Raw genomic sequence first — 18,504 nt, forward strand, 5'->3', positions numbered from 1 at the left:
TCCTTCCAAAGAGATTGAATCACACAACATCAACAAGATGAACCCCGTTTATGGGGACGCGGCCTAAGCCGAAATGTTCGATTGCATGCAGGCAAGAGAGCGAATCCGTGATTTCCTCACCTGCATCGCGCATTAAATCAGCCTGCTGAAACACAATGTTCTTATGTGAAGTCGGTTGTAGAGGCCTTACGTCCAATACTTCAATTTCTCTGAACGACGCGACATGCGCAACAAAACCATCGATCCTGGAGCCGACGTCGATATGGCGCACTGGATTGGCTGCATGAATGTAACCAGCAACCAGAAGATCTTGATGGAAATAGTGTCCTTTAACGATGCCCGCACTGTCAGAGAAATCTTCGAGCACCATGCGAAGTTTATCGATTTTGCCCCCTTTTTCGAGCCATTCTTTCTTGTCAGCCAGGTAGCGCCTCATAAAACGATAATTGTACAGCTTGTTGGTATCTATACCGCACACTCTGGCCATTTTCCTGAGTTCTCGAAGAAGGCTCATTTTCTACCTTTTCTGCGCAACGATGTATGTTGCTTTGGCATTATTTAACAAGGAATTGAACGTTTGTTAAAAAGCAACTTTGAGAGAAGATTTAAATTTTTTATTGACCTCCTCTTCAGACGATACTTCCAACGCGAAAAGTACTTTTCTGCTTCCAGATCGTTCATGCTTCGATCCATTTTTATAATATCCGTCGCTAGGACAGAGAGGATCGAGAACAAATTATGTTCATTCAAAACGCGTCTACGGGATTCTTCGAGGTGGGGGCGTGCAGTCTCCGCTCGATCCGATTCAATCAGATCGCGAATAATGACGATTGCATTCTCAGGATTGGCAATGTCGATTGGTGCCAACGATTCTTTTGAAAAATAATCCGTGATATTGGGGCATCCATAATAGATAGGATAGGTCAAAGAAAGATACGGATCGGCCAGTTTTTCTGTCCAGTAGTCTGGATAGCAGCTATTCTCTATTGCAATATGATATCGATAATCATTCAGAACTTCAGATTTATCTCCAAAACCGTTTATGTTCCGCCCAAATACATCAATTTCGGTCCCGAAATATGATTTGAGCTTCTGAACAAATTCCAGTCTGGCTCTATGCCCTTCTGTTCGAGCTTTGTTGGAGGACACGACTGATATCGATTTCGTTTTCGGAGAGCTTAGTGTCTCAAAATTTCTGTAGTTCACCGGAGTCGATAAAAGATGCCCGTTATTGTCCCAAGCCCCGATATGCCAAGGAGATCCTATTTGTCCAAATGAAACGTTCCGATGTCTGGTGGTGGTATCCGTGGTGAGAATGAAGTCAAATTGATTGAGAAAATCTGGATGATACGTCTTTATGCTCGCCGGTTCTGACGCAATGAAGACGCTTCGGTTGGCATGTATTTTCCCGACCATATCGAGCGGTATCGCGTCGAAAACAAACAGGACATCACAGTCATGAAAATCGCCTGAGAAGATGAAGTCTACGCCGTTCCAAACTGTTATGTTATCAGGAAACTGTCGCTCCCACTGCCACTCCGAAGACGACGAAATAAATCCCGCTTTGATAAGCATGAGGCACCTTCGATATAAACGACGCGTGACTTTTACGCGAGATTTGTTTGTTAGTTCATGAGATGGTCGACTTCAAATATTCTGTAAGTCGCCTTAACGCCTTCGGCTAAGCCAATCTCCGGCTCCCACCCCATAGCCCTCAACTTCTCCGCGCTCATCAACTTCCTAGGCGTGCCGTCCGGCTTGCTGAGATCATGCTTGATATCGCCCTCGAAACCAACAATTTCGCATATGAGTTTCGTTAGGTCGAGGATGGATATGTCTTCGCCGCTGCCGACGTTCACGTGGCTTTCGTCTGAGTAGTTTTTCATCAGGAAGACCAGCGCATCGGCGCAGTCGTCGGCGTGGAGGAATTCGCGGCGGGGGGTGCCGGTGCCCCAGATGGTCATGTCCTTGTCGCCGCGGATTTTTGCTTCATGCGCCTTGCGGATAAGTGCGGGTAGGACGTGGCTGGAGGTCAGGTCGAAGTTGTCGCCGGGGCCGTAGAGGTTCGTCGGCATGGCAGAGATGAAGTCGCATCCGTATTGTTTGCGATAGGCCTGTGTCAGCTTGATGCCAGCGATCTTGGCGATGGCATACCATTCATTCGTGGGCTCCAGCGCGCCGGTGAGGAGGGCGTCTTCGGTGATCGGCTGGTCTGCAAATTTCGGGTAGATGCAGGATGAGCCTAGGAAGAGGAGTTTTTCCACCTCGGCGCGGTAGGAGGACTCGATGATGTTGGCTTCGATCATCAGGTTCTCATAGAGAAATTCTGCCGGGCGGGTGTCGTTGGCCAGAATGCCGCCGACTTTTGCTGCGGCCAGGAAAACGGCTTGCGGTTTGTTGTTCGCCATCCATGCGGAAACCTGCGCCTGGTTGCGCAAGTCCACCTCATCCCGACCAACCGTCAGAATGTCGCAACCCTCTTGCTGCAAGCGCCGAACGATGGCCGAGCCGACCATACCGCGATGGCCCGCAACCCAAACCCGTTTGTCCTTGAGGTCGTAGAGGCTCATGTTCAAGCGCCCTTCGTCACGATGTCCGATTGCATGATGCGCAGATCTTCCACCACCATTTCCCTTGCCAGTTCACGCACGCTCGTCTCATGTTTCCAGCCGAGCTTCTCGTGCGCCTTGGTTGGGTCGCCGATCAGCAATTCGACTTCAGTCGGGCGGAAGTAGCGTGGGTCGACTTCGACCAGAACCTTGCCGGTGGCGGCGTCTGTGCCCTTTTCGTCGACACCTTCGCCCTGCCATTTCAGGGTGATGCCAACATCCTCGAAGGCCCATTCCACGAATTGGCGCACGGGTGTCGTTTCACCTGTTGCCAGCACGTAGTCGTCTGGTTGGTCCTGCTGCATCATCAGCCACATGCCGCGTACATATTCCCTGGCGTGACCCCAGTCCCGCTTTGCATCGAGATTGCCGAGATAGAGTTTTTCCTGACGCCCGAGCTTGATGGCTGCTGCTGCGCGCGTGATCTTGCGCGTGACGAAGGTTTCGCCGCGCAGGGGGCTCTCGTGGTTGAACAGGATGCCGTTCGAGGCATGCAGGCCATAAGCTTCGCGGTAATTGACCACAATCCAGTAGGCATAGAGCTTTGCCGCTGCATATGGGCTACGCGGGTAGAAGGGCGTGGTTTCCCGTTGCGGAACTTCCTGAACCAGACCGTAAAGCTCTGACGTCGATGCCTGGTAGAAGCGGGTTTTCTTCTCCAGCTTGAGAATGCGGATTGCTTCCAGCAACCGCAGCGTGCCGATGCCGTCTGCATTGGCCGTGTATTCCGGTGTCTCAAAGGACACTTGCACATGGCTTTGCGCAGCAAGGTTGTAGATCTCGTCCGGCTGGGTTTCCTGCACGATGCGGATGAGATTGGTCGCATCAGTCATGTCACCGTAATGAAGGAAAAACCTTGGGTTCTCCTCATGCGGATCCTGGTAGATGTTCTCGATGCGCCCGGTGTTGAAGGATGAGGAGCGGCGCTTGATGCCGTGGACGATGTAGCCCTTGTCCAGCAACAATTGCGCCAGATAGGCACCGTCTTGGCCTGTGACGCCAGTAATGAGGGCGACCTTCGCTTCGTCAGACATTCAATCCGCTTTCTTCTATCGCACTATGCGGCCTCAAGCGCTTTGCGCTCCATTGGCCCTGGGTGCTGCTCTTTTAAGCGCACGTTATTTGCTTGTGCGATATCTCAAGTCGAGTGCAAAATAAACATCAGATTTTAAAAGGTGTTTGTACCTACAGCGAATCTATGCGCCTTTTCGACTCATTTCGTTTGTCGTGATTTGGCAAATCTCTGTTTCTGTCTGCCGGCAATGAACTTGTCCATGAGCAGCCGGTATTGCTTTGCGAGGCCGTAATACCAGCGCCTCTTATGGGTGTTGCGCCGCTGTCCAGGGCCTGCAACAATCTGGCTTGCTGCGTCCGTGGTGGTAACGGGTGCCGGCCAGAACGAATATCCATGTCCGGCGCGGGTCAGCCAGTAGCGGAAGTAATTATCCACAGGCGCAAAAATCTCGTCGTGTTCTTCAATGAAAAGCCGTGCGCCCTCGCGTGACCAGACGATGGCACTTGTCGTCATCGGGAAGTAATGGGCGGCGACCATTTGGCACGCGTGGCCATCGATTCTGTAGTCGGCGATGGGCGTGGCGATCTTCAGCTTGTTGTTGCCAATGTTGATCAAACGCCATTCCGGATCAACGGCTTCCAGCTCCGGCAATGCCTGTTCCAGCAGCGCGACTGGGTTGCAGAGCGGTAGAGCGTCGTCTTCCAGAACAAGCGCATAGTTGTCCTGCGATTGGAGAAACTGTTTTGCCACCTTGAGGTGGCTGTAATAACAGCCGATTTCGCCACCGACGAGGCTGCGGCCCATATATCGCTCAGCGCGGTCGGCATTGTAGTCGCTGACCGTGGACAGATCGAGTGGACGGCCATCGACTGCGGATACGCGCTCGAACGCAATGCCGAATGCGGCGAGTTTGTCGCTTATCGATGCAAGGCGGTCATGGCTGCCATCGAGATTGATGACGAAAATTCCAAGAGATTGCATGTCTGGCTTTATGTCCTGTCTTGTCCGATATGCGAACGTGATGTCACCATCTTCCCAATATCCCGGCAAAGCCGTCCAGAACAAGCGGTTTCATGCGGCGACAATAGAGGGTGCGAGAATTCAGGAATGCACTCCTTTCCACTTGCACCGATGCGGTAACCAGAACATAAAGACCGCAATGCCTGCAAATGCTGGTTTGCGGTGGATAGAGTTGCCAAAGGCGAAGTTCAGGATAAAGACGTATGCGGGTTCATCAGTATATTTTCGGCAAAGACGGCGGCGCGGAAAAGTTCTTCGTGCATCTCGTTGGTGCTCTGGCCCGGCGTGGCGTGGAGCAGACGGCGGTCATGCGTTGGAACCGCCGTTGGCGCGAAGATGTCGAAGTTCATGCCAAAGTCATCCAGAGCAACTTTCGTAACCTATCGATCGATCGCATTCTGCTTCCAATGAAGGTCTTGTCGATTGCCAAGCGTGATAAGGCGGATGCGATCATCTCATGGTCGACACGTGGTGCGCGTTTGATGCCGGATTACAAGGGCGGCATCAAGCTGTCTCGGCTTGGCGACTACCCCACGCATCTCGGCTATTTCAAGAACACGGATATTCTGGTGTGCAACACGCCGGGTATTGGCGATCATGTGCGCAAACTCGGCTGGACGCGCGGTGTGGAGGTAATCTCCAACTTCACCGATACCACAACGGTAGCACCTATATCACGGGCGTCCGTCAATACGCCTGAGGGTGTGCCGCTCGTCGTGACCATGGGACGTTTCGTCAAGCGCAAGCGTTTCCATCTTCTCATTGAGGCGGTAGCGGCTGTGCCTGATGCTTATCTCTGGATTGTCGGTGATGGCGAGGAGCGCGAAGCGCTAGAGGCCGTCACCCGTGAGCACAAGATGGAGGAAAGAGTACGTTTCCTCGGCTGGCAAAAGGATACGAGACCTTACGTTGCTGCGGCCGATATTTTCGTCATGCCTTCCAGTCACGAGCCGCTTGGCAATGTGATCTTTGAAGCATGGGCGCAAAACCGTGCTGTTATCTCGTCGCGTTCGGAAGGGCCTTCGTGGTTCATGCGTGACGGTGAAAACGGACTGCTCGTCGATATCGACGATGTTGCCGGATATACCCGCGCCATAAACCAGCTGATCGCCGACCCTGCTCTCGCAGCACGTCTCGGCGAGAACGGTCGTGCCACGCTGGTCGGTCAGTTCTCTGAAGAGGCCGTGGCCAACGCCTACATCGATCTGTTCAAGCGGAAGCCGTAAGCGCCGCGTAGACCTTACCGATATTGTCGGCTTCACCGTTTATGGTGAAGTTTTCCGTGACATGTGAGCGAGCAAGACCGCTCGCATGATCGCGTTTCGCCGCGTCTTCCATCCACATCGCAACGGTGCGAACCATGGCATCCAGGTCGTCCCGGCTGATAATTTCACCGGTCTGAGGCTCTGCAATTAATTCCGGAAACGCGCCGACATCAGTGGCGACGACCGGCACGCCGGTTGCCATGGCCTCGAGTGGCGTCAGGCCAAAGCCTTCCCAACGTTGCGGGGCGACGAACAAGTCGAGGGTGCGGTACCAGTCGTTGATATCGGTATGTTCACCAACGAAAAGAATGCGGTTCGCAAGTCCTGCGGCGCGAACTTTGTCTTTCAGGCCGTTCTCAAACTCCACATGCGGACCGGTGGCGCGTCCTGCAATGATGGCAGACCATTCGGGTCGTTGCGGCAACACGGCAATCATGGTGTCGACAAACAGGTCGGTACCTTTCTGGTGGCGCACCCGGCCGAAGCAACCAGCATATTTTTGATGCACATCCAGACCAAGAAGCCGTCTCGACGCGGCCTTATCGACGGCAGGCGAAAAGCGTTCCGTATCGATGCCATGCATGATGACGGTGCTCGGCACCTCCAGATAGGTTGCCGTCTTGCCGTTGGTGGCGATAACCGCATCCATTCGGGAAATCAGGAACTTGGTCCAGCCGCTATGCTTGCGTTGCGACGCTGAGGTGAACACCAGTTTCAGCTTCATGCGCAAGATATCACGCATGACGATGCCCGGTAGCATCTCGATATTGCGCCGCGCATGCCACACGCGCGGCTTATGATTTGGCCCCAATTTCCACAGCTGCCACAAATCGCGAAAGCGAACATGTGGCAGGCTGTCGGGCAAACCCGGTCCGATGGCCGCCACATCTTGCCCCTGCCTGTTTTGCACGGGCAGAAGCTGAATAATGGTCGATGTTACGCCGGAAAGCCTGCGCTTGAAATTTGGCGCAAGCACCCGGACGTTAGCCAAGTCAATGTAAGGCAAAATCGGATTCTCGGGGGAAGGGAGCTTTCGATCAGCCCCAGTTGATGGAGAGGATTTCGTAGCCGCGTGAGCCGCCAGGTGCATGCACCTCGATGCTGTCGCCCACTTCCTTGCCGATCAGCGCACGCGCGATAGGCGAGGAGATGGAGATACGGCCCTGCTTCACGTCGGCTTCCTGATCGCCAACGATCTGATAGGTCTTCTGCTCGTTGGAATCCTCATCCACAAGCTTGATCGTGGCACCGAATTTGATTGTCGTGCCGGACATTTTCGAGAGGTCGATGACCTCGGCACGCGCCGTCAGATCTTCAAGCTCGGCAACGCGGCCTTCATTGTGGCTCTGCGCTTCCTTGGCGGCATGGTACTCGGCATTTTCGGACAGGTCGCCATGGGCGCGCGCCTCGGCAATTGCCTCGATGATCCGAGGGCGTTCTTCCTGCTGACGAAAGCGCAGTTCTTCCTGCAACTTGACGAACCCACCCTGAGTCATTGGTACTTTTTCTACCATTTTTTCTTCCTTCGCATTCAACCCGCGGCACCCGCAGACACAAAAAGAAACAGGTTCCGGAGCAAAACTACGGAACCATGTCAAAATCACAATTTGAACGACTATATCAGAAGACCGCCACCAATTGCCAGATAATTTGAAATCGTCATTCCCGTGTAAAAATCCTTGACGTGATTTGCGCAGAGATTGACAGTTTTTGCAAGAACATATAGTGAACATACTATGAAAAAGTCTATAAAAGAGCGTCTGGCAGTTCTCTCCGATGCGGCAAAGTATGACGCGTCATGCGCCTCTAGCGGCACGACGAAGCGCAATTCATCCACATCGGGAGGGCTGGGCTCGACCGAAGGGTCGGGCATTTGCCATGCCTATGCGCCGGATGGACGCTGCATTTCGCTGCTGAAGATTCTGCTCACCAACTTCTGCATTTATGACTGCGCTTATTGCATCAATCGCTCCTCCAGCAATGTCGAGCGGGCGCGTTTTACCGTGGAAGAGGTTGTGTGGCTGACGCTGGAATTTTATCGCCGCAATTATATCGAAGGCCTGTTTCTGTCATCCGGCATCATTCGCTCGTCCGATCACACGATGGAAGAACTGGTGCGGGTGGCGAGAGAGTTGCGGGTGACCCATGGTTTCCGCGGCTATATCCATCTCAAATCGATTCCCGAAGCATCCGCTCGTCTGGTGGAAGAGGCAGGGCTTTATGCTGACCGCCTATCGATAAATATAGAACTGCCGACGGATAGCGGTATCGGCCAGTTTGCGCCCGAGAAGCACCCCATCAATATCCGCAAATCGATGGCCGATATTCGTCTGAAAATAGAAGAGGCGGGCGAGCCGACGTTGCAGACGAAACGCGTCAGAAAGTTTGCGCCTGCGGGACAAAGTACCCAGATGATCGTCGGTGCCGATGGTGCCAATGATACGACCATCCTGTCCACAAGCGCGCGTCTTTACGGCAGCTACGGTTTGCGGCGGGTATATTACTCAGCGTTCAGCCCGATCCCGGATTCGTCAAAAAATCTACCGCTCATCAAACCGCCTTTGATGCGCGAACATCGCCTGTATCAGGCCGATTGGCTCTATAGATTCTATGGTTTCGATATCGATGAAATCGCTTCCACGCAGAAGGATGGCATGCTGGATCTCGATATTGACCCGAAGCTGGCATGGGCACTGGCAAACCGTCAGCAGTTTCCTGTCGATGTCAACAAGGCGGATCGCGAGACGTTGCTGCGCGTGCCAGGCTTTGGCACGAAGACGGTGAAATCCATTCTCTCGTCGCGCCGTTTCAGGCAATTGCGGTTGGAAGATATCGCCCGTTTTGGCGTGTCGCTGAAGAAGGTGAAAGCCTTCGTGGTAGCTGGAGGGTGGTCGCCGGGGAAGTTGACGGAGCGACCTGATTTGCGCGACATGTTTGCGCCGCAGCCCGAACAATTGTCGTTGCTGTAATGTATAGGGTCTCACTGGAGGGGCGGGGGGGTTTTACCGAGTGGCGGGATGCGGCCCGCACCTTCCTGTCGGCGAATGTTGCTCCGCATGAGATCGAGTGGCGGTTTCAAGGTGAGGAAACCGGTCTCTTCGGGGTCGAAGAGGGAGATCGCGTTCCGCAGATCGGCGGTTCAGCCAGCGTGAATGTGCCAGCGGCCTTCATGCCGTTTGCGCAAACCATCATCTGCCACAGTGATCCGACACGCTTTGCGTTGCTTTATCGCCTGTTGTGGCGTCTGGGGCAGGATAGGGCGCTGTTGGAGTTCAAGTCTGATCCTGATGTGGCCGAAGCCCGAAAGATGGAGAAATCCGTTCGTCGTGATAGCCACAAGATGACGGCCTTCGTTCGATTCAAGGAGGTTCCGTTGCCGCAGGACGTCGTTGGACGACGACGTTTTATCGCGTGGTTCGAGCCTGACCACTTCATCGTTGAACGCAAGGCGGCGTTTTTCCAGCGACGTTTTACCGATATGGACTGGTTGATCGTCACCCCAAAGGGCTCGGCGCGCTGGGATGGTGAAACAATGCAGACGTCGAGAATGGCGGCGGAAAAGCCGGATATTTCAGACGACACAGATGAGCTGTGGCGCACCTATTACGCCAATATCTTCAATCCGGCGCGGTTGAAGATCAAGGCGATGACGGCAGAGATGCCGAAAAAATACTGGAAGAACCTGCCCGAGGCGGACCTCATTCCAGACCTCATCTTGAACGCCGAGCGGCGGGTGCTTGAGATGGGTGCCAAAGCTGCGACCGAGCCGCAATTGTTTCACCATCGTCTTCAAGCGGCGGCAGATAGCAGACCGCAACCTGCGCTGCCGGATGCCGATACGTTGGAGGGATTGAAGCACGAGGCGCAAAGCTGCACGCTCTGTCCGTTGCACTGCAAGGCAACGCAAACAGTGTTCGGTGAGGGGCCAGCCAATGCTGACGTCATGGTCGTCGGCGAGCAGCCGGGTGACTTCGAGGATTTGGCCGGACGTCCCTTTGTCGGTCCGGCGGGCAAGGTGTTCGATCAGGTGCTGGGTGAGACCGGCATGGACCGCAAGGCAATGTATGTCACCAATGCCGTCAAACATTTCAAATATGAGGCGCGCGGAAAGAAGCGCATTCACCAGCGGCCGGATGCCGGCGAAGTTCAGCGTTGCCGGTGGTGGCTGACGCGTGAGATCGATCTGGTGCAGCCGAAGCTCATCGTGGCCATGGGCGCGACGGCGGTGTTTGCCTTGACGGGTATGAAAGAAAAACTATCGGATGTGCGCAGCAGACCCATGCCGATGGATGGTGGCAAGATGCTCTTTGCGACTGTCCACCCGTCCTATCTTTTGCGTATTCCTGATGAGCAAAAGAAGGCGGAAGAGATGCGGCGGTTTCGGGAAGACATGCAAAGTGTTCAAAGGCTTATGGAGATTGGCAGAGAAACCGATTCCCGTGTTTCACATATTGGATAAGGGTTATCGCACCTTGCGGTCATTGGCGGCTTTCACGAAATCAATGAAAGCTCTGAGCGGTGCCGGAACCAGCCGTCTGCCGGGATAATAGAGAAACGGGCCGGAGAAACTTTGCCACCACGGCTCCAGCACCGGTGCCAGCACGCCGCTGTCGAAATAGGGTTGCAGCCAGTCTTCGAAGAGCATGATGATGCCGGAACCCGCGATGGCCGCATCGACGGCGAGGTCCGTTGCGCCGCCGATCCTGACGATCAACGGCCCGTCGGCCTCGATCAACAGGACTTCGCCATCGCGCTCGAATTCCCATGGCGGTATGACACCGCTGGCAAAACGGCCTCTGATACAGGCATGGTTCAACAGGTCGCGGGGATGGTCGGGGCGTCCAAACCTCCCGAGATAAGCGGGCGAGGCAGCGGTGGCGAAACGTTGAGTGGTTGGCCCAATCGGTACGGCAATCATGTCTTGCTGTAAGCGTTCGTCATAGCGTATGCCCGCATCACAGCCTGCGGCCAGAATATCAACGAAGCTTTCATCGGTGATGATTTCAAGGCGGATGTCGGGGTAGGCGGCGAGAAACTGCGGCACCAAGTCAGGCAGGATCAGCCTTGCTGCGCTCACGGGAACGTTGAGCCTGAGCGTGCCGGCGGGCTTGTCGCGAAAGCCGTTGACGACATCGAGTGCCGCCTCGACTTCGGTCAGCGCCGGTGCCAACCGGGCAAGAAGGCCTTGGCCGGCCTCTGTCGGCAAGACACTGCGCGTGGTGCGGTTCAGCAGACGAACGCCAAGCCCGGTTTCCAGACGCCGCACCGCTTCGCTGAGGCCTGACGCGCTGCTGTCGTTAAGCCGTGCCGCCTCGCGAAACCCGCCCGCGCGCGCCACTGCGACAAAAGCATTCAGATCATCAAGATCAATCTTCATTGTTCATATTCTCGCACAGCCCGTCCGGATTGTATCCTATTCTCTTGGATATCGACAGCGTCTATCTTCTCTCCAACATTAGGAGAACAATCATGACTGACATCGACAAGGCCGGATCATTCAAGCTCGGCAACCACACGGTCAAACGCCTCGGTTACGGTGCCATGCAATTGGCCGGTCCCGGCGTGTTTGGCCCGCCAAAGGACCATGACGGCGCGCTCGCCGTTCTGCGCGCCGCCATCGAGGCAGGGGTCAACCACATCGACACCAGCGATTTCTACGGCCCCCACATCACCAATCAGTTGATCCGTGAAGCACTGCATCCCTACACGGACGATCTCGTCATCGTCACGAAAATCGGTGCCAAGCGCGGCGAGGACAAATCCTGGAACCTGGCATCCTCGCCGGAAGAGTTGACCAGCGCCGTCCATGACAATCTGCGCAACCTTGGTCTCGACGTTATGGATGTCGTCAATCTGCGTGTCATGTTCGATGTGCATGGACCCGCAGAAGGCTCCATCGAACCATTGCTGACGCCGCTTGCCGAGTTGCAGCGTCAGGGTCTGGTTCGCCATATCGGGCTCAGCAACGTCACGGCGGCACAGGTTGAGGAGGGTCGCAAGATCGCTGACATCGTCTGCGTTCAGAACATGTACAATCTGGCCCATCGCCAGGACGACGCGCTGATCGATAGCTTGGCCGATGATGGCATTGCCTATGTGCCGTTCTTCCCGCTTGGCGGCTTCAGCCCGCTTCAGTCTTCGGCCCTCTCGGATGTGGCGGCGCGTCTGGAGGCAACGCCGATGCAGGTCGCGCTTGCTTGGCTGTTGCGCCGCAGCCCTAACATTTTGCTGATCCCGGGCACATCATCCGTTGCCCATTTGCATGAGAACCTCAAGGCCGCCGAACTCGTTCTGTCGGATGATGTCATGACCGAACTGGACGGTGTGGCTGCTGCGAATGTGGCGCATTAACATCGCTTGCTGAAACGAGAAAGGGCGCGTCACCGACGCGCCCTTTCTGTTTTTTGGTAAGTTACAGGCTTACGCGAAGTAGCTTTGCAAAGGCCGCACATCCAGGCTACCTGCCTTCAGCGCCTTGATGGCGAGGGCTGCGGATTCCGCACCGGCCATCGTCGTGTAGTAAGGCACCTTCTGCATCAGCGTTGCGCGGCGCAGCGACTTGGAGTCGGAGATCGCCTTGTTGCTGTCGGTCGTGTTGATAACCAACTGAACCTGACGGTTGCGGATCGCGTCTTCGATGTGCGGACGTCCTTCCTGCACCTTGTTGATCTTCTCGGCGTTGATGCCCTGTTCGGCCAGGAAGCGCTGCGTGCCGCCTGTCGCCAGAACCCTGAAGCCGATTTCGACCAAATGGCGGATGGCAGGCAGAACCCGCTCCTTGTCCTCATCGCGAACCGAAACGAACACTGCACCGGAGCGTGGCAGATCGACGCTTGCACCCAGCTGCGCCTTGGCGAAGGCCAGCGCGAAGTCGGTGTCGAGGCCGATGACTTCACCGGTGGAGCGCATTTCCGGTCCCAGCAGAATATCGACACCGGGGAAACGGGCAAACGGGAAGACGGCTTCCTTGACGGCGATGTGCTTGAGGTTGCGCGGGTCTGGCTTTTCGCCGTAAGCGGCAATCGCCGCATCCAGCGTTTCGCCAGCCATGATACGGGCGGCGATCTTGGCAATCGGCGCGCCGATGGTCTTGGCAACGAACGGCACGGTACGCGACGCGCGCGGGTTGACTTCCAGCACGTAGATCGTGCCGTCCTTGATCGCGTATTGCACGTTCATCAGGCCACCGACATGCAGCGCCTTGGCAAGCGCCGTCGTCTGGCGTTCCAACTCGTCCAGCATATCCTCGGAAAGCGAGCGCGATGGCAACGAGCAGGCGCTGTCACCGGAGTGAATACCGGCTTCTTCGATGTGTTCCATGATGCCTGATACGAAGACGTTTTCGCCATCGCACAGCGCATCCACGTCCACTTCGACGGCGTTCGTCAGGTAGCTATCGAACAGTAACGGGTTCTTGCTCAGAAGCGTGTTGATCTGGCCGGTCTTGTCGTTGGGGTAACGCTGCTTGATATCCTCAGGCACGAGACCTGGAACCGTATCCAGCAGGTAGCTTTGCAGCATGCTTTCATTGTGAATGATCTGCATGGCGCGGCCGCCGAGAACGTAGGACGGGCGAACGACCAACGGGAAGCCGATTTCGGACGCCACGACGCGGGCCTGCTCGACGGAATAGGCGATGCCGTTGTTCGGCTGCGCCAAATCGAGCTTCATCAAAAGCTTCTGGAAACGGTCGCGGTCTTCGGCAAGGTCGATCATATCAGGCGCTGTGCCGAGGATCGGAATGCCGTTCTTTTCCAGCGCTTCGGCCAGCTTCAGCGGCGTCTGACCACCGAACTGCACGATAACGCCAACCAGTTCACCCTTTTCCTGCTCGGCACGCATGATTTCGATCACGTCTTCAGCCGTCAGTGGTTCGAAATAGAGGCGGTCGGAGGTGTCGTAGTCGGTGGAGACGGTTTCCGGGTTACAGTTGATCATGATGGCTTCAAAGCCCGCATCCTTCAACGCGAAGGCGGCATGGCAGCAGCAATAATCGAACTCGATGCCCTGGCCGATACGGTTGGGACCACCGCCGAGAATGACGACCTTCTTGCGATCCGAAACCTGCGCTTCGGAGCGCAGCTGACCGACGAATGGCGTCTCATAGGTGGAGTACATGTAAGCGGTTGGCGAAGCGAATTCGGCAGCGCAGGTGTCGATGCGCTTGAAGACCGGGCGCACGTTCAGGCTGTTGCGAAGCTCTGCCACTTCCTTGGGGCGCTTCTTGGTCAGGCTTGCAAGGCGGGCGTCGGAGAAGCCCATGGCTTTCAGCGACCGCAGGTTTTCAGCATCCTGCGGCAGGCCGTGTTCGCGCACACGCGCTTCCATGTCTACGATCGCCTTGAACTGAGCGATGAACCATGGGTCGATCTTGCTGTTTTCATGCACTTCGGCTTCGGACATGCCCATGCGCAGGGCCTGTGCGACCATGCGCAGACGATCCGGCGTCGGCGTGCCGATGGCGGCGCGAATGGCGTTCTTGGAACCTTCGCCTTCTTCGTAACCGGGGATTTCGATTTCATCGAGACCGGTGAGGCCGGTTTCCATGCCGCGAAGCGCCTTTTGCAGCGATTCCGCAAAGGTACGGCCAATCGCCATGACTTCACCGACCGACTTCATGGCCGTGGTGAGGATTGGCGATGCGCCCGGGAATTTCTCGAAAGCAAAACGCGGGATTTTGGTGACGACATAGTCGATGGATGGTTCGAAGGACGCCGGTGTCGCACCGCCGGTGATGTCGTTGTCCAGTTCGTCCAGCGTGTAGCCGACCGCGAGCTTGGCAGCGACCTTGGCAATCGGGAAACCGGTGGCCTTGGAGGCGAGCGCAGACGAGCGAGACACGCGCGGGTTCATTTCGATGACAACCAGACGGCCATCCTTCGGGTTGACGGCGAACTGCACGTTCGAGCCGCCGGTCTCGACGCCGATTTCGCGCAGAACCGCAATCGATGCATTGCGCATCATCTGGTATTCTTTGTCCGTCAGCGTCAGGGCAGGGGCAACGGTGATCGAATCGCCGGTGTGGACGCCCATTGGGTCGATGTTTTCGATGGAGCAGATGATGATGCAGTTGTCCGCCTTGTCGCGGACCACTTCCATTTCATATTCCTTCCAGCCGAGAACCGATTCTTCGATCAGCACTTCGGTGGTCGGCGATGCATCGAGACCGCCGCCGATGATTTCGAAGAATTCAGAGCGGTTGTAAGCAATGCCGCCGCCGGTGCCACCCATGGTGAAGGACGGGCGGATGATGGCGGGCAAGCCGACGACATCGATGGCCTGCGCGGCGATGGCCATGGCGTGGCTGATGTAGCGCTGCTTGCGGTCGGTTTCGCCGAGGTTCCACTGGTTTTCGAGGTTGTCGAGCGCCTTGTCCAGGTCCGCGCCGGAAAGTTTGGCTTTCAGTTCTGCGCGTGCGGCTTCATGCGTCTTGCGGTCTGTGTCCTTGATGTCGGTGGCGTTGGCCAGCATCGACTTCGGCGTTTCAAGGTTGATCCGCTTCATGGCTTCACGGAACAAAGCGCGGTCTTCGGCCATGTCGATAGCTTCGGGCTTTGCGCCGATCATCTCGACATTGTAGCGGTCGAGCACGCCCATCCGCTTCAGGGAAAGGGCAGTGTTCAGCGCCGTCTGGCCGCCCATGGTCGGCAGCAGCGCGTCCGGGCGCTCCTTGGCGATGATCTTGGCCACCACTTCCGGCGTGATCGGCTCGACATAGGTCGCGTCCGCCAGATTGGGGTCGGTCATGATGGTTGCAGGATTGGAGTTGACGAGGATGACGCGGTAGCCTTCCTCTTTCAGCGCTTTGCAGGCCTGTGTGCCGGAATAATCGAACTCGCATGCCTGACCGATGACAATCGGACCAGCGCCGATGATAAGGATGGATTTGATGTCTTGGCGCTTCGGCATGGCTCTCGTTCCGCTTTTCGTGTTGCGCAAAAAACGGCCAAGGTGAAACTCACCGGCCGCGGGCGCAATTCCAATCTTTTCAGGCTAGAAGCGGCTTATAGGCAAATGTTTTGGCGAACGGAACCCCGAATCTTCGCTTTCCGACAGGAAAGTTGGCTCTCTATATATCTGTGTTGCAGGCTGATCCTTTCCGCCAATAAAAACGTAGAGATATTTGAATGAATTACCTCCGTTTCCAAAATCACAGAGCAGGGCATTTATGATTACCGTTCATTATCTCGAAAACTCCCGTGCGCACCGCATTCTCTGGCTGCTCGAAGAGCTTAGTGTCGACTATGACGTCAAGACCTATGCGCGCGGTCCCGACATGCGCGCTCCGAAGAGCCTCAAAGCCGTTCACCCGCTCGGCAAGTCTCCGGTTATCGAGGATGGTGGAAAGGTTTATGCCGAAAGCGGCGCGATCATCGAATATCTGCTGGATACCTACGCAAACGGCGCGTTCCGGCCAGAACACGGCACGGATGCATATAGACGTTATATCTACTGGCTGCATTATGCAGAGGGTTCGGCGATGCCGCTGCTGGTGATGAAACTGTTGTTTTCCCGCATTCCGCGTCAGGTGCCATTCTTCCTGCGCCCGGTCGCCAACATGATTTCAAAAGGCGTTGCCAGCCAGTTCGTTGATCCGCAACTGGCGGATCATACTGCCTATTGGGAAAGCGAGCTTGCGAAAGACGGGCTTTTTGCGGGCAGCGAACTGACCGGCGCGGATTTTGCCATGAGCTTTCCGGTGGAGGCGGCGATGAGCCGGGTGGATGGCATCAACGACCGACCGGCAATCCGCCGTTTTCTCGAAACCATCCGCGCGCGCCCTGCCTATCAGCGTGCCCTTAAGAAAGGCGGCGCTTATGTTTACGCCAATAGCTGACTTGCCGGAACGCTTTGAAGGTTCTAGCGTTTAGGCAAGTCACTGAAGGGGAGACACATATGCAGTGGAGAGGGCGTCGCCAATCCGACAACATCGAAGACAGGCGCGGCATGTCGTCCGGCACGGGCGGTGGCGGCTTTCGCCTTCCGACAGGTGGCGGTCGTGGCGGCGGCATCGGTATTGGTGGCCTTGTGGTCATTTTGCTGATCAGCTGGGCGCTGGGCATCAACCCGCTGACGCTTCTGTCTGGCGGTGACGTTTCCACCGATAGCGGCAGCCAGCAGACCACAGGTACGCGCCCGCAAGGCCAGTCCAGTGACGAGACAACGGCTTTCGTCCGCACGGTGTTGGCTGAAACGGAAGATACCTGGACAAAGATTTTCAGCGCCTCCAATCAAACCTATGAGAAGCCGACGCTGGTCTTGTTCGGCGGACAGGTTCGCTCCGCATGCGGCACGGCATCGTCGGCCAGCGGTCCGTTCTATTGCCCGGTCGATCGCAAAGTCTATCTGGACACGGATTTCTTCCGTGAGCTCGACAAGCGTTTCGGCGCATCCGGCGATTTTGCTCAGGCCTATGTCATCGCTCATGAAGTGGGCCACCACGTTCAGAACCTGACGGGCGTCCTGCCGGAATTTAACCGTCAGCGTCAGTCCATGGGTGAGACCGAAGCCAACAAGATGTCTGTCAAGGTCGAGTTGCAGGCGGATTGCTATGCCGGCATCTGGGGCAAGTCCACGCAGCAGAAGGGTATTCTGGAAGCGGGCGATCTGGAGGAAGCTCTGAACGCCGCGCACCAGATCGGCGACGACACGTTGCAGAAGAAGTCACAGGGCTATGTCGTGCCGGATAGTTTCAACCACGGCACGTCCGCGCAGCGCGCAGAATGGTTCAAGCGCGGTTTCCAAAGCGGTCGCGTGGAGGACTGCGACACGTTTTCGGCTGATATTTGATTGAATGATCAGAACTTGGAAGAGGGGGCGAAAGCCCCCTTTTGCGTGTCAGCGAATGATCAGCGCCGTTACGAACATCCCAAGTGCAAAGATCGTGTGTGCCACGAGGTTCAGGGCGCGTACCTTGTTGGGGTTTGGCGTCTTGAACGCTGCCCAACCGATGCCGAGGCCGGGCTGGAGCAAAAACCAGCCAGCACCGACGGTGACGATGCCGACGATCCACGGGAGAAGAAACGTCGGTGCGGCAAACCACCCGGCAGGTGCGATCACCGCAAGCAGAACGCCGTAGATGATGCCAACGGCATAATGCAAGATCCAGCCGAGCGCGACTTCGTGTTCGTAATGTGCTGCCTTCGCGATGTTGTCGTGGAACACGGTGCCTTTTGGCAAATGCCAGAACCACCGTCCCACAGGTCCCCAGTTCGGGGCGGGCTGGTGGAAGACCCTTTGCAGAATGATCGCCCAGATATCCATAAAAACCGTGCCGCCAATGCCCATGGCCACGCCACGCCAGACGATTTCCCAAACCATGACGTCCTCCCTCCGACTCACAAATGTGTATCGGTAGGGTGTCGGGTTTTGGGCGTGTCTACAAGGTGGCTTTGAGGGCAGCACACTCACCGCCGTCATCCTTGGGCTTGTCCCAAGGATCTGCTGCCGTTCCTGCACACTCGACGGGGAGAGTGCGCAGGTGCGTGGTTAGATCCTTGGGACAAGCCCAAGGATGACGGCAGGGTGTGTGGCTCTGTCGCCACTCCATAAACACCGCACCACCCCTCCAAACAAAAAAGGCGTGACCGTTATT

At 56.1% G+C, this 18,504-nt stretch carries 16 protein-coding genes; 6 read left to right on the forward strand and 10 right to left on the reverse strand.

Going from position 1 to position 18,504, the window contains the following annotated elements; all coding sequences use genetic code 11:
- Positions 1 to 19: 19 nt before the first annotated feature.
- From CPJ18_RS07325 to CPJ18_RS07345, 5 genes are all read right to left on the reverse strand, one after another.
- Positions 20 to 514 carry a hypothetical protein gene (locus CPJ18_RS07325; protein ID WP_146258659.1) on the reverse strand — a complete coding sequence of 165 codons (495 nt, stop codon included), beginning with the start codon at positions 512 to 514 and terminating at the stop codon, positions 20 to 22.
- A gap of 44 nt (positions 515 to 558) precedes the next feature.
- Positions 559 to 1,575, reverse strand: coding sequence for a glycosyltransferase family 10 domain-containing protein (locus tag CPJ18_RS07330; protein WP_103657582.1), 1,017 nt, complete (start codon positions 1,573 to 1,575; stop codon positions 559 to 561).
- A gap of 50 nt (positions 1,576 to 1,625) precedes the next feature.
- Positions 1,626 to 2,570 carry a GDP-L-fucose synthase gene (gene fcl, locus CPJ18_RS07335; RefSeq protein WP_103657583.1) on the reverse strand — a complete coding sequence of 315 codons (945 nt, stop codon included), beginning with the start codon at positions 2,568 to 2,570 and terminating at the stop codon, positions 1,626 to 1,628.
- Between the two features lie 2 nt (positions 2,571 to 2,572).
- Complete coding sequence (gene gmd, locus CPJ18_RS07340) at positions 2,573 to 3,643, reverse strand: GDP-mannose 4,6-dehydratase (RefSeq protein WP_103657584.1); 1,071 nt, start codon at positions 3,641 to 3,643, stop codon at positions 2,573 to 2,575.
- A gap of 179 nt (positions 3,644 to 3,822) precedes the next feature.
- On the reverse strand, positions 3,823 to 4,605 hold the full coding sequence (locus CPJ18_RS07345; RefSeq protein WP_146258660.1) for a glycosyltransferase family 25 protein: 783 nt from the start codon (positions 4,603 to 4,605) through the stop codon (positions 3,823 to 3,825).
- 242 nt (positions 4,606 to 4,847) lie between these two features.
- Here CPJ18_RS07345 and CPJ18_RS07350 point away from each other — a divergent pair, with 242 nt between their 5' ends.
- Positions 4,848 to 5,870, forward strand: a complete 1,023-nt coding sequence (locus CPJ18_RS07350) for a glycosyltransferase (protein ID WP_077117587.1) — start codon at positions 4,848 to 4,850, stop codon at positions 5,868 to 5,870.
- On the opposite strand, the gene CPJ18_RS07355 is transcribed toward CPJ18_RS07350, so the two are convergent.
- Complete coding sequence (locus tag CPJ18_RS07355) at positions 5,854 to 6,915, reverse strand: glycosyltransferase family 4 protein (RefSeq protein WP_245445365.1); 1,062 nt, start codon at positions 6,913 to 6,915, stop codon at positions 5,854 to 5,856. The genes CPJ18_RS07350 and CPJ18_RS07355 overlap by 17 nt on opposite strands.
- Before the next feature lie 31 nt (positions 6,916 to 6,946).
- A complete protein-coding gene (gene greA, locus CPJ18_RS07360; protein WP_067645116.1) occupies positions 6,947 to 7,423 on the reverse strand; it encodes a transcription elongation factor GreA in 477 nt (158 codons plus the stop codon).
- 222 nt (positions 7,424 to 7,645) lie between these two features.
- On the opposite strand from greA, the gene CPJ18_RS07365 reads away from it, so the two are divergent.
- Together CPJ18_RS07365 and CPJ18_RS07370 are read left to right on the forward strand one after the other, a co-directional pair.
- Complete coding sequence (locus CPJ18_RS07365) at positions 7,646 to 8,878, forward strand: putative DNA modification/repair radical SAM protein (protein ID WP_103657587.1); 1,233 nt, start codon at positions 7,646 to 7,648, stop codon at positions 8,876 to 8,878.
- Complete coding sequence (locus CPJ18_RS07370; RefSeq protein ID WP_103657588.1) at positions 8,878 to 10,368, forward strand: UdgX family uracil-DNA binding protein; 1,491 nt, start codon at positions 8,878 to 8,880, stop codon at positions 10,366 to 10,368. Before CPJ18_RS07365 ends, CPJ18_RS07370 begins: the two co-directional genes overlap by 1 nt.
- Before the next feature lie 3 nt (positions 10,369 to 10,371).
- On the opposite strand, the gene CPJ18_RS07375 is transcribed toward CPJ18_RS07370, so the two are convergent.
- The gene (locus tag CPJ18_RS07375; protein WP_103657589.1) at positions 10,372 to 11,286 is read right to left on the reverse strand and encodes a LysR family transcriptional regulator; all 915 of its coding nucleotides are present in this window, start codon (positions 11,284 to 11,286) and stop codon (positions 10,372 to 10,374) included.
- A 92-nt stretch (positions 11,287 to 11,378) separates the two neighbouring features.
- Between CPJ18_RS07375 and CPJ18_RS07380 the strand changes: the two genes are divergently transcribed.
- Positions 11,379 to 12,260: an aldo/keto reductase family oxidoreductase gene (locus tag CPJ18_RS07380; protein WP_103657888.1), complete on the forward strand. Its 882-nt coding sequence runs from the start codon at positions 11,379 to 11,381 to the stop codon at positions 12,258 to 12,260.
- Positions 12,261 to 12,329: 69 nt separating this feature from the next.
- Here CPJ18_RS07380 and carB read toward each other — a convergent pair whose 3' ends face one another.
- Positions 12,330 to 15,818, reverse strand: a complete 3,489-nt coding sequence (gene carB / locus CPJ18_RS07385; RefSeq protein ID WP_103657590.1) for a carbamoyl-phosphate synthase large subunit — start codon at positions 15,816 to 15,818, stop codon at positions 12,330 to 12,332.
- 259 nt (positions 15,819 to 16,077) lie between these two features.
- Here carB and CPJ18_RS07390 point away from each other — a divergent pair, with 259 nt between their 5' ends.
- Both CPJ18_RS07390 and ypfJ read left to right on the forward strand, forming a co-directional pair.
- Positions 16,078 to 16,746 (forward strand): glutathione S-transferase, encoded by a 669-nt coding sequence (locus CPJ18_RS07390; RefSeq protein ID WP_103657591.1) that lies wholly within the window; start codon positions 16,078 to 16,080, stop codon positions 16,744 to 16,746.
- A gap of 59 nt (positions 16,747 to 16,805) precedes the next feature.
- Entirely contained in the window at positions 16,806 to 17,699 is an 894-nt protein-coding gene (ypfJ, locus tag CPJ18_RS07395) for a KPN_02809 family neutral zinc metallopeptidase (RefSeq protein ID WP_103657592.1), read from the forward strand.
- Between the two features lie 48 nt (positions 17,700 to 17,747).
- On the opposite strand, the gene CPJ18_RS07400 is transcribed toward ypfJ, so the two are convergent.
- Positions 17,748 to 18,230 (reverse strand): DUF2938 domain-containing protein, encoded by a 483-nt coding sequence (locus CPJ18_RS07400; protein ID WP_103657593.1) that lies wholly within the window; start codon positions 18,228 to 18,230, stop codon positions 17,748 to 17,750.
- Positions 18,231 to 18,504 lie beyond the last annotated feature (274 nt).

This window comes from Agrobacterium rosae, from assembly GCF_002915175.1.
Lineage (GTDB): Bacteria > Pseudomonadota > Alphaproteobacteria > Rhizobiales > Rhizobiaceae > Agrobacterium > Agrobacterium rosae.

What these genes read in the sequence shown, in the direction of transcription:
- CPJ18_RS07325 (WP_146258659.1), bottom strand. Translation starts at nt 514, where the DNA reads ATGAGCCTTCTTCGAGAACTCAGGAAAATGGCCAGAGTGTGCGGTATA.
- CPJ18_RS07330 (WP_103657582.1), bottom strand. Translation starts at nt 1,575, where the DNA reads ATGCTTATCAAAGCGGGATTTATTTCGTCGTCTTCGGAGTGGCAGTGG.
- fcl (WP_103657583.1), bottom strand. Translation starts at nt 2,570, where the DNA reads ATGAGCCTCTACGACCTCAAGGACAAACGGGTTTGGGTTGCGGGCCAT.
- gmd (WP_103657584.1), bottom strand. Translation starts at nt 3,643, where the DNA reads ATGTCTGACGAAGCGAAGGTCGCCCTCATTACTGGCGTCACAGGCCAA.
- CPJ18_RS07345 (WP_146258660.1), bottom strand. Translation starts at nt 4,605, where the DNA reads ATGCAATCTCTTGGAATTTTCGTCATCAATCTCGATGGCAGCCATGAC.
- CPJ18_RS07350 (WP_077117587.1), top strand. Translation starts at nt 4,848, where the DNA reads ATGCGGGTTCATCAGTATATTTTCGGCAAAGACGGCGGCGCGGAAAAG.
- greA (WP_067645116.1), bottom strand. Translation starts at nt 7,423, where the DNA reads ATGGTAGAAAAAGTACCAATGACTCAGGGTGGGTTCGTCAAGTTGCAG.
- CPJ18_RS07365 (WP_103657587.1), top strand. Translation starts at nt 7,646, where the DNA reads ATGAAAAAGTCTATAAAAGAGCGTCTGGCAGTTCTCTCCGATGCGGCA.
- CPJ18_RS07370 (WP_103657588.1), top strand. Translation starts at nt 8,878, where the DNA reads ATGTATAGGGTCTCACTGGAGGGGCGGGGGGGTTTTACCGAGTGGCGG.
- CPJ18_RS07375 (WP_103657589.1), bottom strand. Translation starts at nt 11,286, where the DNA reads ATGAAGATTGATCTTGATGATCTGAATGCTTTTGTCGCAGTGGCGCGC.
- CPJ18_RS07380 (WP_103657888.1), top strand. Translation starts at nt 11,379, where the DNA reads ATGACTGACATCGACAAGGCCGGATCATTCAAGCTCGGCAACCACACG.
- carB (WP_103657590.1), bottom strand. Translation starts at nt 15,818, where the DNA reads ATGCCGAAGCGCCAAGACATCAAATCCATCCTTATCATCGGCGCTGGT.
- CPJ18_RS07390 (WP_103657591.1), top strand. Translation starts at nt 16,078, where the DNA reads ATGATTACCGTTCATTATCTCGAAAACTCCCGTGCGCACCGCATTCTC.
- ypfJ (WP_103657592.1), top strand. Translation starts at nt 16,806, where the DNA reads ATGCAGTGGAGAGGGCGTCGCCAATCCGACAACATCGAAGACAGGCGC.
- CPJ18_RS07400 (WP_103657593.1), bottom strand. Translation starts at nt 18,230, where the DNA reads ATGGTTTGGGAAATCGTCTGGCGTGGCGTGGCCATGGGCATTGGCGGC.